General features: G+C 68.6%; 13 protein-coding genes. 11 read left to right on the forward strand and 2 right to left on the reverse strand.

Translation table 11 applies throughout. The annotated features are described in order from the left end of the window. Position 1 precedes the first annotated feature (1 nt). The 7 genes from tsaE to QN347_RS02165 all read left to right on the forward strand — a co-directional run bounded on the left by tsaE (position 2) and on the right by QN347_RS02165 (position 9,619). Positions 2-442: a tRNA (adenosine(37)-N6)-threonylcarbamoyltransferase complex ATPase subunit type 1 TsaE gene (gene tsaE / locus QN347_RS02135; RefSeq protein ID WP_322160144.1), complete on the forward strand. Its 441-nt coding sequence runs from the start codon at positions 2-4 to the stop codon at positions 440-442. Further along, complete coding sequence (locus tag QN347_RS02140; protein ID WP_322164105.1) at positions 439-1,428, forward strand: aminoglycoside phosphotransferase family protein; 990 nt, start codon at positions 439-441, stop codon at positions 1,426-1,428. Before tsaE ends, QN347_RS02140 begins: the two co-directional genes overlap by 4 nt. Continuing rightward, positions 1,428-2,186, forward strand: coding sequence for a nucleotidyltransferase family protein (locus QN347_RS02145; RefSeq protein WP_133191881.1), 759 nt, complete (start codon positions 1,428-1,430; stop codon positions 2,184-2,186). Before QN347_RS02140 ends, QN347_RS02145 begins: the two co-directional genes overlap by 1 nt. Continuing rightward, positions 2,179-5,139, forward strand: coding sequence for a double-strand break repair protein AddB (gene addB, locus QN347_RS02150; protein ID WP_322160143.1), 2,961 nt, complete (start codon positions 2,179-2,181; stop codon positions 5,137-5,139). The genes QN347_RS02145 and addB overlap by 8 nt, the downstream gene beginning before the upstream one ends. Before the next feature lie 151 nt (positions 5,140-5,290). Continuing rightward, positions 5,291-8,737 (forward strand): double-strand break repair helicase AddA, encoded by a 3,447-nt coding sequence (gene addA, locus QN347_RS02155; protein ID WP_322160141.1) that lies wholly within the window; start codon positions 5,291-5,293, stop codon positions 8,735-8,737. A 65-nt stretch (positions 8,738-8,802) separates the two neighbouring features. After that, entirely contained in the window at positions 8,803-9,126 is a 324-nt protein-coding gene (gene trxA, locus QN347_RS02160) for a thioredoxin TrxA (RefSeq protein WP_133186775.1), read from the forward strand. A gap of 100 nt (positions 9,127-9,226) precedes the next feature. Continuing rightward, entirely contained in the window at positions 9,227-9,619 is a 393-nt protein-coding gene (locus tag QN347_RS02165) for a PEGA domain-containing protein (protein ID WP_322160139.1), read from the forward strand. 4 nt (positions 9,620-9,623) lie between these two features. Here QN347_RS02165 and QN347_RS02170 read toward each other — a convergent pair whose 3' ends face one another. Both QN347_RS02170 and argJ read right to left on the reverse strand, forming a co-directional pair. Continuing rightward, positions 9,624-10,529 (reverse strand): glutathione S-transferase family protein, encoded by a 906-nt coding sequence (locus QN347_RS02170; protein WP_322160138.1) that lies wholly within the window; start codon positions 10,527-10,529, stop codon positions 9,624-9,626. 156 nt (positions 10,530-10,685) lie between these two features. Continuing rightward, the gene (gene argJ, locus QN347_RS02175; RefSeq protein ID WP_322160137.1) at positions 10,686-11,912 is read right to left on the reverse strand and encodes a bifunctional glutamate N-acetyltransferase/amino-acid acetyltransferase ArgJ; all 1,227 of its coding nucleotides are present in this window, start codon (positions 11,910-11,912) and stop codon (positions 10,686-10,688) included. A gap of 172 nt (positions 11,913-12,084) precedes the next feature. Here argJ and QN347_RS02180 point away from each other — a divergent pair, with 172 nt between their 5' ends. From QN347_RS02180 to QN347_RS02195, 4 genes are all read left to right on the forward strand, one after another. After that, positions 12,085-12,591 (forward strand): energy transducer TonB, encoded by a 507-nt coding sequence (locus QN347_RS02180; RefSeq protein WP_323493956.1) that lies wholly within the window; start codon positions 12,085-12,087, stop codon positions 12,589-12,591. A 62-nt stretch (positions 12,592-12,653) separates the two neighbouring features. After that, the gene (locus QN347_RS02185) at positions 12,654-12,917 is read left to right on the forward strand and encodes a hypothetical protein (RefSeq protein ID WP_322160135.1); all 264 of its coding nucleotides are present in this window, start codon (positions 12,654-12,656) and stop codon (positions 12,915-12,917) included. A gap of 85 nt (positions 12,918-13,002) precedes the next feature. Then, positions 13,003-15,738 carry a preprotein translocase subunit SecA gene (gene secA / locus QN347_RS02190; protein ID WP_322160134.1) on the forward strand — a complete coding sequence of 912 codons (2,736 nt, stop codon included), beginning with the start codon at positions 13,003-13,005 and terminating at the stop codon, positions 15,736-15,738. 103 nt (positions 15,739-15,841) lie between these two features. Next, on the forward strand, positions 15,842-15,979 hold the full coding sequence (locus tag QN347_RS02195) for a hypothetical protein (protein ID WP_322160133.1): 138 nt from the start codon (positions 15,842-15,844) through the stop codon (positions 15,977-15,979). Positions 15,980-15,986: the final 7 nt, after the last annotated feature.

The raw sequence follows: 15,986 nt of genomic DNA on the forward strand, positions 1-15,986 counted from the left end.
AATGATCCTCGTCGATCCGCAGGCCAGCGAGGCGCTCGGTGCGCGCCTGGCGACGCTCGTCGAACCGGGCGATGTCATCACGCTGTCGGGGACGCTCGGCGCTGGCAAGACGAGCATCGCGCGCGGGCTGCTCGCCGCACTCGGGCTGGTCGGCGAGGCGCCGTCGCCGAGTTTCGCGATCGTCCAGCCGTATGCGCCGCCCGAAGTGCGCTTGCCTGTGCTGCATGTCGATCTCTATCGAATCGATGACGCGCACGAGATCGAGGAACTCGGGCTCGACGAGGCGCTCGCGGATTCGGTGCTGATCGTCGAATGGCCCGAACGCGCGCCCGGCTGGTGGCCCGAGGCGCTCGCGCTGGCGCTCGAGATGCTGCCCGATGGCACCCGCCGCTTGACAGCCAGCGTGCCCGCTGGCTGGAGGGCGCGATGGCAGCAGATATGATTCCACCCCCGGCCGCGGCGGCTTTTCTGGCCGCTTATGGCTGGGGCGGCGCGACGATCCTTCCGGTTGCGGGCGATGCGTCGTTTCGGCGCTATTTCCGTGTGATCGATGGCGCGCGCAGCGCGATCCTGATGGACGCGCCGCCGCCGCACGAGGATCCGCGCGACTTCATCGCGATCGCGCGCTGGCTCGGCGAACACGGCTTTGCCGCGCCGACGATCGATGCGGTCGATCTCGCGCAGGGCCTCGTCTTGCTCGAGGATTTCGGCGACGTGCAGATGCGCGAGACGGTCGATGCCAATGCCGCACGGGCGCCAGCGCTGTACGGCACCGCGATCGATACGCTGGTGCGGTTGCACGGCGTGCCCGCAGCGCCGGTCCCGCCCTATGACCATGCGGTGCTGCACCGCGAAGTCGATCTGCTGACGCAGTGGTATTGCCCCGCGGTCGGCGTTACCCCCGATCAGGCGCGCTACGATGCTGCCTGGGACGCGGTTTTCGCGCCCGTGCTCGCCGAACCGGGCGTGACCGTACTGCGCGATTATCACAGCGAAAACCTGATGTTGATCCCGGGCGGAACCGGCGAACGTACGCTCGGGCTGCTCGATTTCCAGGATGCGCTGGTCGGGCATCCGGCCTATGACCTCGTGTCGTTGCTGCAGGATGCGCGGCGCGATGTCGATGAAAGCGTGGAGGCGCAAATGCTGGCGCGGTACAAGGACGCAACGGGGGCGGGTGACGCTTTCGACAGGGCGTATCACGTGCTCGGCGCACAGCGGAACGCCAAGATCGTCGGCATCTTCACGCGGCTGTGGCAGCGCGACGGAAAGCTCCGCTACGCAGGCCTTTGCCCACGCGTGTGGCGCTATCTCGAGCGCGACCTCGCACATCCGGCGCTCGCTCCGGTCAGGGCGTGGTTCGACGCAACGCTCCCGGCGGAGCTGCGCGGCGACCCGATGCTGGTCCGCCAGGGCGCCGCGGCGTGATGCGTCCCAAGCGCACGCTGCGCCTGCGGCCCGACTCGAACGCCGCGGTGCCGACCACCGCGATGGTGATGGCGGCGGGGCTCGGCACGCGGATGCGCCCGCTCTCGGCGATGCGGCCAAAGCCGCTGATCCAGATCGGCGGCACGACCTTCATCGATCATGTGCTCGACCATCTGCGCAGCGCGGGCGTGTCGAAGATCGTCGTCAATGCACATTACATGGCCGACATGCTCGAGGCGCATCTCGCGGTGAATGCGCACGGGCTCGAGGTGGCGATCTCGGACGAGCGCGGCAAGCTGCTCGAGACCGGCGGCGGGCTCGTCAAAGCGCTGCCGCTGATCGATGCCGACCCGTTCCTGTGCGTCAACACCGATAATATCTGGCTCGATGGCCCGCTCGATTCGCTCAAACTCATGGCGGACGCGTGGGATGATGCGAGCATGGACGTGCTGATGCTGATGATCCCGCAGGCGCGCGCCAACCACAATGCGGGCCTAGGCGATTTCTATCTCGATCCGTTCGGGCGGATTGCGCGGCGCAAATCGGGGCGGGTGGCGCCCTATGTCTGGACCGGGATCCAGATGCTGTCGAAGCGGCTGATCGTCGATCCGCCGAGCGACGCGTTTTCGACCAACGTCTTCTGGGATCGCGCGATCGAGGCGGGGCGCGCGTTCGGCATCGTCCATCAGGGCTTGTGGTTCGACGTCGGCACGCCGGCGGCGATCCCCAAGACCGAGGCGATGCTCGCGGATGGCTGAGGGCCCGCGGCTCTTTACGATCCCCGCGCACCGCGCGTTCGCCGATGCGCTGGCGGCGGGGCTGATCCGACAATTTGGTGGCGATGATCTGGGGCTCGCCAAGGGGCTCGTGCTGCTCCCCAACAACCGCGCCAAGCTCGCGCTGACCGACGCGTTCGTCCGTGCGAGTTCGGGCGGATTGCTGTTGCCGCGACTGGTCGCGATCGGCGATCCCGCGCTCGACGAAGCGATCGGCGCGGCGCTCGATCCGGCGGACGATGGTGATCCGGTGCCGCCCGCGGTCGCACCGCTAGAACGGCGGATGATCCTTGCGCGGCTGGTCGGCGAGGAGCGCGCGCGGGCGGGGCAGCCCGTCGATGCGGCTGAGGCGGTGCGGCTTGCCGGCGATCTTGCGCGCACGCTCGACCAATTGCTCGTCGAGGAGATCGCGCCGCATCGGTTGCGCGACATCGAACTCAACGAAGCGATGTCGGCGCATTGGGAGCGCGCGCTCGCTTTGTTCGGGATCGTGCTCGACCGCTGGCCCGATGAGCTGCGGCGGCTTGGGCGGGTCGACGCGGCGGCGCGGCGCGCGATGCTGTTCGAGCGACTGACGACGCGCTGGCGGACTGCACCGCCCGCCGGGTTCGTCTGCGCGGCGGGGGTGATCGACAGCGCGCCCGCAGTGGCGCGGCTGCTGCGCTGCATCGCCGATAGCCCGCGCGGAATGGTGGTGCTCGCCGATCTTGCGACCGGGATGGATGAGGGCGAGTGGCAGGCGCTCGGGCCGCATGCGCCCGATCCGGTGAGCGGCCTTTCGCGCCGCTCGATCGAGACGCATCCGCAATTCCATCTCAAGCTGCTGCTCGAGCGGATGGGCGTCAATCGCGGCGAGTTCCGCACGTGGCGCGACGGCAGCGATCACGACGCGACGATCGCACGCGGCAAGGCGGTGGCGAACGCGCTGTCGGTCGCCGACTATACCGCGCGCTGGACGACGCTCGGCCCCGAGCAACGGCGCCTAGCGGGGATTTCCGCCGCCGAGCTCGCGACGCCGGGCGAGGAAGCGCAGGCGATTGCACTCGCTCTGCGCGCTGCGCTCGAGCCCGAGGCGGGCGAGCTGATCGGCACGCGCACCGCGGCGCTGATTACGCCCGATCGTGGGCTGGCGCGGCGTGTTGCCGCGCATCTCCAGCGTTGGAACATTACCGTCGATGATTCTGCGGGGCGACCGCTGTCGATCCTGCCGCCAGGGACCTTGCTGACCGCGCTCGCCGAGGCGGCGACGCAGCGGTTTGCGCCGCTCGCCTTGCTGACGCTGCTCAAGCATCCGCTGGTGCGCAGTGGAGCGCCGCGTGCGGCGTGGCTGTCGGGGGTGCGGGCGCTCGACCGCGCCTTGCGTGGGCCGCGGCCGGCGGCGGGGCTGGCGGGAATCGACGCGCATTTGCGCGAGGCGCGCCACGCGCGCGCTGCGCTCGAATGGTGGCCGGAAGCGTGCGAACTGCTCGCACCGATCGAACGTGTCTTTGCGCACGGCGCGCAGCCGCTCGGTGCGGTGCTCGAGGCGCTGCGCACGACCGCGCAGGCGCTGTGCGGCGATGCCTTGTGGTCGGGCCCCAACGGGCGCGCGGCAGCGGAATTGCTCAACGAGGCCGAGGCGCATGCCGCCCACGGCCCGCCGACGATCGACCCGGCGAGCCTCGCGGCGTTGCTCAAGACGCTGATGGATGAAGTCGCGGTGCGCTCGCGTCAGGGCGAGCATCCGCGCCTCGCGATCTATGGCTTGATCGAGGCGCGGTTGCAGACCGCCGACATCATGATCCTCGGCGGACTCAACGAAGGGACGTGGCCGGGCCTGCCCGCGCCCGATCCGTGGTTGGCACCGCGGATCCGCGCCGAGCTCGGGCTTCCCGGGCTCGATCGCGGTGTCGGTCTGGCGGCGCATGATCTCGCGCAAGCGCTCGGCGCGCCGACCGCGCTGATCACGCGCGCGCGGCGCGGGGGGACGCAGCCGGCGATCGCGTCGCGCTTCTGGCTGCGGTTGCAGGCGCTCGCGGGCGAGCGGTTCGAGCGTGCGACTGCGCTCGAGGGCTGGACGCGCGCGCTCGACGATCCTGGGGTGCATGAGCCCGCCGAGCAGCCCGCGCCGGTGCCGCCGGCCGAGCGCCGGCCCGAGAAGATCGCGGTGACCGATGTCGACCGGCTCAAAGCCGACCCGTACGCTTTCTACGCCAAGCGCATCCTGGGGCTCGCGCCGCTCGATCCGGTCGATGCCGATCCGAGTGCGGCGTGGCGGGGGACCGCGGTCCACGACATTCTCGAGCGCTGGGCGAAGGAGGACGGCTGCGCGCTCGACCGCCTACATACGCGCGCGCTCGCGATGTTCGAAGGCGCGCATCCGATGCAGCGAGCGCTGTGGAAGCCGCGGCTGATGGAGGCGATCGACTGGATCGTCGCGCAGATGGGGCGCAATTTGGACGAGGGCCGGCAAGTGCTCGCGGTCGAGCAATCGGGGGCGGTGTCGCTCGCGGGGGTGATGCTGACGGGGAAGTTCGATCGAATCGATCGGTTGGCCGACGGGACGCTCGCGGTGATCGATTACAAGACGGGCAAGCCGCCGTCGCCGGCAGCGGTGCGCGAGGGGTTCAGTTTGCAGCTTGGGTTGCTCGGGCTGATCGCCGAGCGCGGCGGGTTCGATGCGATTGCCGGCAAGGCGCGCGGGTTCGAATATTGGTCGCTGTCGAAGAAGGGCGATGCGTTCGGGTATGTGACTTCGCCGGTCGATGTGGCGGGGAAGGGTGACAAGGTTTTGCCCGAGGATTTCACGGGCGTTGCGGCGGGGCATTTTTCGGCGGCGGCTGCGGACTGGCTGACGGGGATGCGCGCGTTCGAGGCGAAGCTGCATCCGGAATATGCGCCCTATGCCGAATATGACCAATTGATGCGGCGGGACGAATGGTATGGGCGTGAGTGAGCTCGGCCGTGGTCTTCTCTTCCCGAACCTTTTTCCTCCCCTCCCTGAAAGGGAGGGGCTGGGGGTGGGTAGGCCCGTGGCTGGCGTTGCGTTCCTCCTGAGAGCAACCCACCCCTCGATCCCCTCCCTTCCAGGGGAGGGGAGGATTTAAATGAGCGCCTCCCACACCCACGGGCCCCTCCCGATCCTCAAGGACCAGCAGGCGCGCGCCAGCGACCCCGGCGGGCACGTCTGGCTCTCCGCATCGGCCGGCACTGGCAAGACGCAAGTGCTCACCGCGCGCGTGTTCCGGCTGCTCCTCACCGGCGTCGATCCCGGCGCGATCCTGTGTCTCACCTTCACCAAGGCGGGCGCGGCCGAGATGGCAGGGCGGATCGGCGATCGGCTCGCCGCCTGGGTGCGGATGCCCGAGCCTGAGCTCGTCTCCGACCTGCAGGCGCTTGGCGAGGATCCGTCGCCAGCGCTCCGCGCGCGAGCACGCACGCTGTTCGCGCGCGTGCTCGATTCGCCGGGCGGCGGGATCCGCATCCAGACGATCCACGGCTTCTGCCAGAGCCTGCTCGCCGCCTTCCCGGTCGAGGCGGGGCTGGTCCCCGGCTTCCGCCCGATCGAGGCGCGCGAGGAAGCAGTGATGGCGCGCGATGCGCTCGCCGAGATGCTCGTCGCCGCCGAGACCGAGGGCCGCGAGGCACCCGTCGCGACGGTCGGCGCGCTGAGCTTGCGGCTCGGCGAGGGCGAGGCGGAGAAGTTCCTGCTCGCCTGCGCCCGCGCGCCGGCGGCGATGGCCGAGTTGCCGATGGGGGAGGGGGTGCGGCCCTTCATCCGCCGGGCGCTCGATTTGCCGCAAGGCGAGATCGAGGCGGAGATCACCGCCGCATGCAGCGATGATGCGTTCGATGTCGACTCGGTCGCGCGGCTCGCCGCCGCCAACCGGGCCTGGGGCACTGCTACCGGCGGGAACCATGCCGATGTCGCCGAATGCTGGGTCGAGGCTGACCCCGCGATGCGCGCGCGGATGCTCGGCGATCTGATCGGCGTGCCCTTCACTGCCAAGCGCGAGCCGCGCAAATACTCGCCGAAGCTGCTCGCTGCCGATCCGGACTATGCCGATCTCGCGATCGAGATCGGCGAGGCCTGCGCGCATCTGTTGGGCCTGCGCGAGCGCGCGGCTTATGCCGACCTGCTCGCCGATGCGCTGTCGGTCGGGCGCGACTATGCGGTGACGTATGAGCGCGCCAAGCGGCGGCTCGGCGCGGTCGATTTCGACGATCTGATCCGCGCGACGATCAGCTTGCTCGGCCAGCCGGGAATGGGCGAATGGGTGCGCTACAAGCTCGACCAGGCGACCGACCATGTGCTGATCGACGAAGCGCAGGACACCAATCCGGCGCAATGGGCGATCATCCATGCGCTGGTCGAGGAGTTCTTCGCGGGCGAGGGCGCGCAGGATGCGCGCGTCCGCACGCTGTTCACCGTCGGCGATTTCAAGCAGGCGATCTTCGGCTTCCAGGGCACGCACCCGCTTTACTTCGCCGCCGCCGAAAAGAAGCTCGGCACCTTGGCAAGGGACGCGTGGGAGGCCGATGACGAGCAGCGCCGCCAGACCGGCACGATGCGCGCACGGCCGTGGCACCGGCTGTCGCTGACGCAATCGTTCCGCTCGACCCGGCCCGTGCTCGAATTCGTCGATGCCGCGATCGAGGCGCTGCCCGAGCCCGGATTGGGCGCGATCGCCGACCGTGAGGTGCATGCGAGCGAAGTGCCGGGGCCGGGCACCGTCACGCTGTGGCCGCTCGTCGTCGCGGGCGGCAGCGACGAGGATGAGGAGAGCTGGATCTCCGATTCGACGCGCGAACTCGCGCGCCAGATCGCGCGGACGATCAAGGGCTGGATCGGCACGCTGATCCTCGAGAGCAAGGGGCGCACGCTGCGGCCCGAGGACATCATGATCCTCGTCAAGCGGCGCGGCGAGCTCGCCTCGCTGATCGTCGCGCGGCTCTATGCCGAGGGCGTGCCCGTCGCGGGCGTGGATCGATTGCGGCTCAACGCGCCGCTGTCGGTGCAGGATCTGCTCGCCGCGATCCGCTTCGTGCTGCAGCCGGCGGACGATCTGTCGCTTGCCGCGCTGCTCGTTTCGCCGCTGATCGGATGGAGCCAGGAGCGGCTGATGCTGGCGGCACCGCCGCGCACCGGCAGCCTGTGGCGGCATATCTCGGTGACCGAACCGCGCGACGAGATCGCGCCGCTGTTCGCGATGCTCGCGCGCGCCGACATCGCGACGCCGTACCAGTTCCTCGAGGAATTGTTGTCGGGAGCGCTCGGCGCGCGGCGCAACCTCGTGCGGCGGCTGGGGCAGGAAGCGCGCGATCCGATCGAGGAACTGCTCAGCGCCGCGCTCGACTTCGAATCGCTCGGCACGCCGTCGCTGCAGCGCTTCCTCGACTGGTTCGATCGCGGCGAGGTCGAGATCAAGCGCGATCCCTCGGCGCCGCTCGATGCGGTGCGCGTAATGACGGCGCATGGCGCCAAAGGGCTGCAGGCTCCGCTCGTCATCCTGGCAGACGCCGCAGTCGATCCGACGCGCTCGCCGCGTTCGACGCTCAACTGGCGCGCTGGTGACATGGCGAACGAGCTGCCGGTGATCCGCCCCCGCAAGGGCGAGGCGACTGGGCCGCTCGCCGTGCTGGTCGAGGAAACCGCGGCGCGCGATCTCGAGGAGCATTGGCGGCTGTTCTACGTCGCCGCGACCCGCGCCGAGGAGCGGCTGTTGATCGCCGGATCGGTCGGTCCGCGCGCGCAAGGGATCGCGCCCGAGCAAAGCTGGTACGCCGCCGCCGACCGCGCGATGACCGCGCTCGGGATCGCGGGCGAGGGCGCGCGCGACTTTGCCGGGCGCGAGCCGCAACGTCCCGTCGCGCCCGATCGTCGGGCTGCACGCGGGGCGGCGACGCACGAGCCCGTCCCCGACTGGGCGCTGCGCCCCGCACCGCAGGAAGCCCGCCCGCCGCGTCCGCTCGCGCCGTCGTCGCTTGGAGAAGATGCTGTCGCCGATGCGCCGCCGACGCCGACGATGCGCGCCGCCGCCGAGCGCGGGCGGTTGATCCATGCGCTGTTCGAACGGTTGCCCGCGGTCGCGCCCGAGCTGCGGGCGGCGGCGGCGGATCGCTGGCTTGCGCAGGCGGGCGCGGTCGAGGATGCCAAGGACCGCGCGCGGATCATCGCGCCGGTGCTCGCGGTGCTCGATGATCCGACGCTGGCCGAGCTGTTCGGCCCGAACGCGCTCGCCGAGGCGCCGATCGCCGCTGTGCTGCGCGACGGGTTCGTCGTGTCGGGGACGGTCGATCGGCTGTTGGTGACCCCCGAGCTGATCCGCGTGGTCGATTTCAAGACCGGGCGCGCGGTGCCGGCGGGGCTTGCCGACGTGCCCGCCTATCATCTCAAGCAGATGGCGGCGTATGTCGCCGCGCTCGCGGTGATCTTCCCGCAGCGCGCTGTCGAGGCGGCGTTGCTCTATACCAGCGGGCCGACGCTCCACATGTTGCCCGACGACCTGCTCGCCGCGCACAAGCCAGGCTTCGCGGGGGTGGAGCAAAGCTAACGTTCGTGCGCTTGAGTGTACCCGGCGCACATCCTATCTCTGCGTTCACACGAAGGAGTTTCACCATGGCGACCAAGAAGATCACCGACGCGAGCTGGGAAGCCGACGTCACCAACGCAACCGGCCCGGTGCTGGTCGATTTCTGGGCGGAATGGTGCGGCCCGTGCAAGATGATCGGGCCGAGCCTCGAGGAAATCTCCGAGGAACTCGGCGAGCAGGTGACGATCGCCAAGCTCAACATCGACGACAATCCCGATGCGCCGGGCAAGTTCGGCGTGCGCGGGATTCCGACGATGATCCTGTTCAAGAACGGCGCGCCTGCTGCGACCAAGGTCGGCGCCGAGCCCAAGGGCCGGTTGAAGGCGTGGCTCGAGGGCGAACTCGCCTGAGATCCTATCGCGGGTTAGGCTGTTAGCGCTTTGAAGCGATAGCCTTTTCTGCATATCTTCCCGCCAGCGCGTGGGCCTCGCGCGCTGGCGGAGTCGTATCATGATCCTGGCGAAGCGTGCGACCGCGGCCGTGGCGGCGATCCTCCTGCTCGGCGGGTGCGCGACGATCTCGCACGGCACGACGCAAAGCCTGGATGTGCGCTCGCAGCCGGCGGGGGCCGACGTCAGCACGTCGCTCGGGATCGCGTGCATCACGCCGTGCACGCTGCGGCTCAAGCGCAAGACCGGCTTCGTCGCGACGATCCGCAAGCCCGGCTATCAGCCGCTTGAGGTTGCCGTGAGCAGCATCGACACCGAGCGGCCGGGCGCCGCTGCCCGCAGTGCGCTGACGACGGGACTGGTCGGCTACCTTGTCGATCGCGGCAATGGCGCGTTGCGCGAACTCAAGCCCAACCCGATCGACGTAACCTTGACGCCCGAGCCGCGACGCTGACGCGTCAGGCGGGTGCGAGGATCTGCCCGATCCGGGGGAAGTGCACCGCGACGCGCCCGACGTGCGGATCCTCGCGCAGCACGACGATCTCGCGCGGTGTCAGGCGCACCAGCGCGCCGGTTACCGCATCTGCGCCCGGGTCTTCGGTTCGAACGGTGACGGTCTGGCCCGCTGTGAAGCCGCTGTCGGGCTCGATCAGCTCGATCGCGGTGGGCTCGGCATCGCGCGCAATCACGAGCGCTTCGGCCGCGGAGAGGTCGGTCGGCGCGCCGTGGCCGATGGCGGTGACGCGCTCGAACCACGCGGCGAGGTGTGGCAGGCGGGCGGTGCGCGCGTCCTTCATCCCGAAATTGCCGTGGAACCACAGGTTCATCGCCGCCGCGCAATCGGCATAGCCCGGTGCGTCGCCGCCGAGGAACGCGCGCCCGTCGCTTAGCGCGTCGTCGAGCCGCGCGAGCCACCCGGTGAATTGCGCGAGCAGATGCGGCGCGGCCTTGGCGATACGGTCGCGGTCGAAGCCGAACAGTTTCTTGCGGTCCTCGAAGAACGCATCGGGGATCCGGTCGAGGAACGGCGCCATCGCCGAGCCGACCGCCTGGCTGAAGGTCGCGCCACCCGCCTGCAGCGCGAGCACCGCGTGTAACCGACCGAGCGGGACGGGGAACAGGCTCGGGCCGGGCAGAGCGGCCTCGATCGCCTCGATCGCGATCGCGGTATCGCAATAGATGTCGGCGCCGATCTGCAGCACCGGCGTCTTGCGATAGCCGCCGGTGAGCGGGGTGAGATCGGGCTTTGGCGCGATGTCGGGGATGATCACCGAACGCCACGCCGCACCCTTGATGCCGAGCGCGATCCGCAGCAGCTCGCTATACGGCGAGCGCGGGTAATGGTGGAGGATGATCTCGGACATCGTGGCTCTCCTGGTGTGTTTTATCTTTTATCGTTGGTGCTCCCCGGCGGAGGCCGGGGCCCAGTTGCGGGCGGATGATCGTCGTGTACCGCCCCCGCTATCAAGGCCTTCGCGACTGGGCCCCGGCCTTCGCCGGGGAGCAGTAAAGGGCAGTACTCAGCTGCGATAATCCGCGTTGATCGAGATGTAGCCGTGCGTCAGGTCGCACGTCCAGACCGTCGCCTGACCTTCGCCCAGCCCGATGTCGACGCCGATCTCGATGTCCTGCCCCTTGAGATGCGCCGCGACGGGCGCCTCGTCATAGCCGACCACCGCGAGGCCGCCCTGCGCCACCTGCGTGTCGCCGAAGCGGATCGCGAGGAGATCGCGCTCGGCGGGTTCGCCGGCCTTGCCGACCGCCATCACGACACGGCCCCAATTGGCGTCCTCGCCCGCGATCGCGGTCTTGACCAGCGGCGAGTTGGCGATGCTGAGCGCGATCGTGCGCGCGCTGGCGTCGCTTTCCGCCCCCGTCACCGCGATCTCGATGAACTTGGTCGCGCCTTCGCCGTCGCGGACGACGAGATGCGCGAGCTGGAGGCACAGGTCGGACAGTGCCGCGCGGAAGGCGTCGGCGCCGGCATCCTCGGCGTCGGCGAGCGGCGTGTTGCCCGCCTTGCCGGTCGCGAAGGCGAGCACGCTGTCGCTGGTCGAGGTGTCGCTGTCGACGGTGATGCACGAGAAGCTCGCGCGATTGGCTTCGCTCAGCGCCGCCTGGAGGAAGGCGGGTTCGACTGCGGCATCGGTAAAGATGAAGCCGAGCATCGTCGCCATGTCGGGCGCGATCATCCCTGAGCCCTTGATGATGCCGACGAGCGTCACGGTACGCCCGTCGACCACCGCGGTCGTCATCGCTGCCTTGGCGAAGGTGTCGGTCGTGCCGATCGTGTTGGTCGCCTGCTCCCACGTACACGGCGCGGCGGCGAAGGCGGCGTCGAGCCCGGCCTCGGCCTTGTCGATCGGCAGCGGCACGCCGATCACGCCGGTCGAGGCGACGAAGATATCGGAGGGCCGGCACCCGAGATGCCCCGCCGCGCGCGCCGCGATCGCCTCGACGGCCGCGCGGCCGCGCGCGCCGGTGAAGGCGTTGGCGTTGCCGGCATTGACGACCATCGCGCGCGCCTGGCCGAGCACGAGCGCGGCGCGGCACCATTCGACCTCGGGCGAAGGGCATTTGCTCTGCGTCAGCACGCCCGCGACGCTGGTGCCCGGATCGAGCGTGATGAAGGTCAGGTCGGTGCGCTCCCACGCCTTGTAGCCGGCGCGCGCGACATGCGGCGTGACGCCGGCGATCTGCGGCAAAAGCGGGAAGGGGCGGGCGAGCGGGGAGCGCGGGCTGGTCATGCTGTGCTCTTAGATGCGCTGCTGCGCCGACGCAAAGGGTGGGCGCCGCGTGGAGGGCGGCAAGGTTGGAGCGGGCCAGCGGGGGGATTGGCGCGTCTCTCGGCTAGCCGTATCGTCCCATAGCGTATCCCGGTCCGCTCACGCCGCTATCGTGCACGACGAAGGAGATGGCATGATGTCGGGGGAGAGGAAACGCCGCGAAACGCTGATGATCGCGGTTTGCAGCGTGCTGGGGTTCGCTGCGATCCTGGTGCTGAGCGTTGGCATCGCATCAATACGCGATTCGACCGACGATTCGCTCGCCGATCTGTCGCGCGTCCAGGCAAGGCAGTCCGCGCCCTCGACCAGGCGCGCAGCCTCGCCCAAGCGCTTGGAAGCGTCCGATCCGCAGGGTCCGGTACCCGTTGGAAATCCAGCGCGTTGGATCACCGCCGATGATTATCCTGTCGCAGCGCTCCACCGCAACGAGCAGGGCAAGGTAGGAGTCGATCTCCAAATTGCCGCCACGGGCAGCGTGGTGGCGTGCCGCATCGGCGAGAGCAGCGGCCATGAGTCGCTCGACCAGGCCGCGTGCCGTGCGCTCCGCAGCCGTGCCCGCTTCGCCCCGGCGCGCGATGCGAACGGCACGCCGATTGCCGCGACCTGGCACCGCAATGTCGTCTGGCGCCTTCCGTCCTGATCGGCGATGGAGGCGCGATCCGCTGGACGTGCGCGCGGTTAGTCCCTAGATCGCGCGGAGCCATGCCGTTTCTGCTGCTTCTCTCTGCCCTTCTGACCGCGCTGACCGGCGTGGTGAGTGGCGTGCGACCGGTCGAGATCAGCGCGCAATGCCCGCTGGCCGCCGCGCAGACGCAGCGTCTCGCGGTCGCGGTCGCCCCGTTCGTGATCGGCCATCGGCATTTGCTCGGCGCGTTTGGGCTCACCGACAGCTTTGCGCTTGCCGATTCGCTGCCCGCCCCGCTGTCGGCCGCACCGCGGCTGTATCTGGATCGCCCACGCGCTTGATCCGGCGGCGCTGACCGCGCTCGCCAGCTCTCCATCCTATTCTGCGCAGCCTCGGTGCGCGCGTTCTATCGTACAGGAATTCCCCATGTTTGGTGGCCTTGCCAAAACGCTCTTCGGTTCGTCCAACGACCGCTACGTCAAATCGCTCGGTGCGATCGTCACCAAGATCAACGACTTCGAGCCCGTCATCTCGGCGATGTCGGATGAAGACCTGTCGGCGCAGACCGTGCGCTTCCGCGAGCGGCTCGCCGCCGACGAGAAGCTCGACGACTTGCTCCCCGAGGCCTTCGCCACGGTGCGCGAAGCCGCCAAGCGCGCGCTCGGCCAGCGGCATTACGACGTACAGATGATCGGCGGCATCGTGCTCCATCGCGGCGAGATCGCCGAGATGCGCACCGGCGAGGGCAAGACGCTCGTCGCCACGCTCGCCACCTATCTAAACGCGCTGCCGGGCAAGGGCGTCCACGTCATCACCGTCAACGACTATCTGGCAGCACGCGATGCCGGCTGGATGGCGCAGGTCTACAATTTCCTCGGGCTGACGGTCGGCGTGATCGTGCCGAACCTGTCGGACGAGCAGCGCCACGCCGCCTACGCCGCCGACATCACCTACGGCACGAACAACGAGTTCGGCTTCGATTACCTGCGCGACAACATGAAGTACGATCGCGAATCGATGGTCCAGCGGCCGTTCGCGATGGCGATCGTCGACGAGGTCGATTCGGTGCTGATCGACGAGGCGCGCACGCCGCTGATCATCTCGGGCCCGACCGACGACAAGTCCGACCTCTATCGCTCGGTCGATCTGGTGGTGAAGGAGCTCGCCGCTGAGGATTACGAGAAGGACGAGAAGCAGAAGTCGATCATCCTCACCGAGGACGGTACCGAGAAGGTCGAGCGGATGCTCGAGAACGCGGGGCTGCTCGAGGGCGCGAACCTCTACGATTTCGAGAACACGCAGGTGGTCCACCACCTCAATCAGGCGCTGCGCGCCAACATGATGTTCAAGGCCGACACCGATTACATCGTCAAGGACGGCAAGGTCATCATCATCGACGAGTTCACCGGCCGGATGATGGACGGCAGGCGTTGGTCGGACGGGCTGCACCAGGCGGTCGAGGCCAAGGAGGGCGTCGACATCGAGCCCGAGAACCAGACGATGGCCTCGATCACCTTCCAGAACTATTTCCGCATGTACCCCAAGCTTGCGGGAATGACCGGCACTGCAGCGACCGAGGCGGCCGAGTTCTACGACATCTACAAGATGAACGTGGTGACGATCCCGACCAATGTCGGCGTCAAGCGCGTCGACGAGGAAGACGAATTCTACAAGGACACCGCCGACAAGTTCGCGGCGATCGCCAAGAAGATCAAGCATCACGCCGATCTCGGCCAGCCGGTGCTGGTCGGCACGGTGTCGATCGAGAAGTCCGAATTGCTCAGCGACTTCCTCGTCAAGGAAGGCGTCGAGCACGCAGTCCTGAACGCGCGCCAGCATGAGCGCGAGGCGCACATCGTCGCGCAGGCCGGCCGCGCCGGCGCGGTGACGATCGCCACCAATATGGCTGGCCGCGGCACCGACATTCAGCTTGGCGGCAATCTTGAATTCCTCGTCAATGACGAGCTGTCCGAGATGCCCGAGGGGCCGGAGCGCGAAGCCGCAATCGCGAAGATCAAGGAACAGATCGCTGCCGAGAAGGCCGCGGTGCTCGCCGCCGGCGGGCTGTTCGTGCTCGGCACCGAGCGTCACGAGAGCCGCCGCATCGACAACCAGCTGCGTGGCCGTTCGGGCCGCCAGGGCGATCCCGGCCTGTCGCGCTTCTATCTCAGCCTCGACGACGACCTGCTGCGCATCTTCGGGCCGGACACGCTGTTCGCCAAGATGATGCGCAACAATATCGGCGACGGCGAGGCCATCGGCAGCAAGTGGCTGTCGAAGGCGATCGAGACCGCGCAGAAGAAGGTCGAGGCGCGCAACTACGACATCCGCAAGCAGGTCGTCGAATATGACGACGTGATGAACGACCAGCGCAAGGTGATCTACGAACAGCGCGCCGACATCATGGATGCCGACACCGTCGGCGACGTGGTCGAGGACATGCGCGCCGAGACGGTCAACACGATCGTCGGCGGCGCCTGCCCTCCGGGCACCTACCCCGAGCAGTGGAACATCGAGGGGATGAAGGCGCAGCTCGCCGAGACGCTCAACCTCGACCCGCAGATCGAGGCATGGCTCGAGGAAGAGGCGATCGACCCCGAGATCATCGAGAGCCGCGTCCAGACGATGGCCGACGAGATGATCGCGGAGAAGGCCGCATCGCTCGACCCCGACACCTGGGTGCGCGTCGAGAAGTCGATCCTGCTGCAGAATCTCGACCATCACTGGAAGGAGCATCTGGCTACGCTCGATGCGCTGCGCCAGGTCGTCCACCTGCGCGCGTACGCGCAGAAGACGCCGATCAACGAGTATAAGCAGGAGGCGTTCTCGCTGTTCGAGCGGATGCTCGCCAACATCCGCGAGGACGTGACGCGGACGATCGCGTTCGCGCAGTTCCAGCTCGAACAGGCGCCCGAACTGCCGACGCTGCCCGACTTCATCACGCAGCATTTCGACCCGTTCACCGGCGAGGACGACAGCTACGATCAGGATGGCGCGTCGTCGGGGCACATCACGACGCGGCTCGCGCCGCTGTCGATCCCGCAGCCCGATGGCAGCGAGATCGGGCAGGACCCGGCGCAGTGGGAAAGCACGGTCAGCCGCAACGCGCCGTGCCCGTGCGGCTCGGGGCGCAAGTACAAGCACTGCCACGGCGCGGTCTGAACGCGATCCGGCGCGCGCGGGCATGGCGGAATGCCGCCGCTCTCGCGCGCGGGAACGAACCCGTGTCGCCGTGGTTCAGGTTTGACAGAACAGGGCGACGAGCATGAGCGACGAATTTTCCGATGTGCCGAGCGTCGACACGATCGAGCGCAAGGGCGGTGGCGCTGCGGTGATCGTGACCGGGATGATCATGCTCATCGCGATCGTCGTTGCTGCGGTGTATCTCATAAACCGCGGCTAGAGCGACA

This window comes from Sphingomonas sp. 10B4, assembly GCF_035019905.1.
Taxonomy (GTDB): domain Bacteria; phylum Pseudomonadota; class Alphaproteobacteria; order Sphingomonadales; family Sphingomonadaceae; genus Sphingomonas; species Sphingomonas glacialis.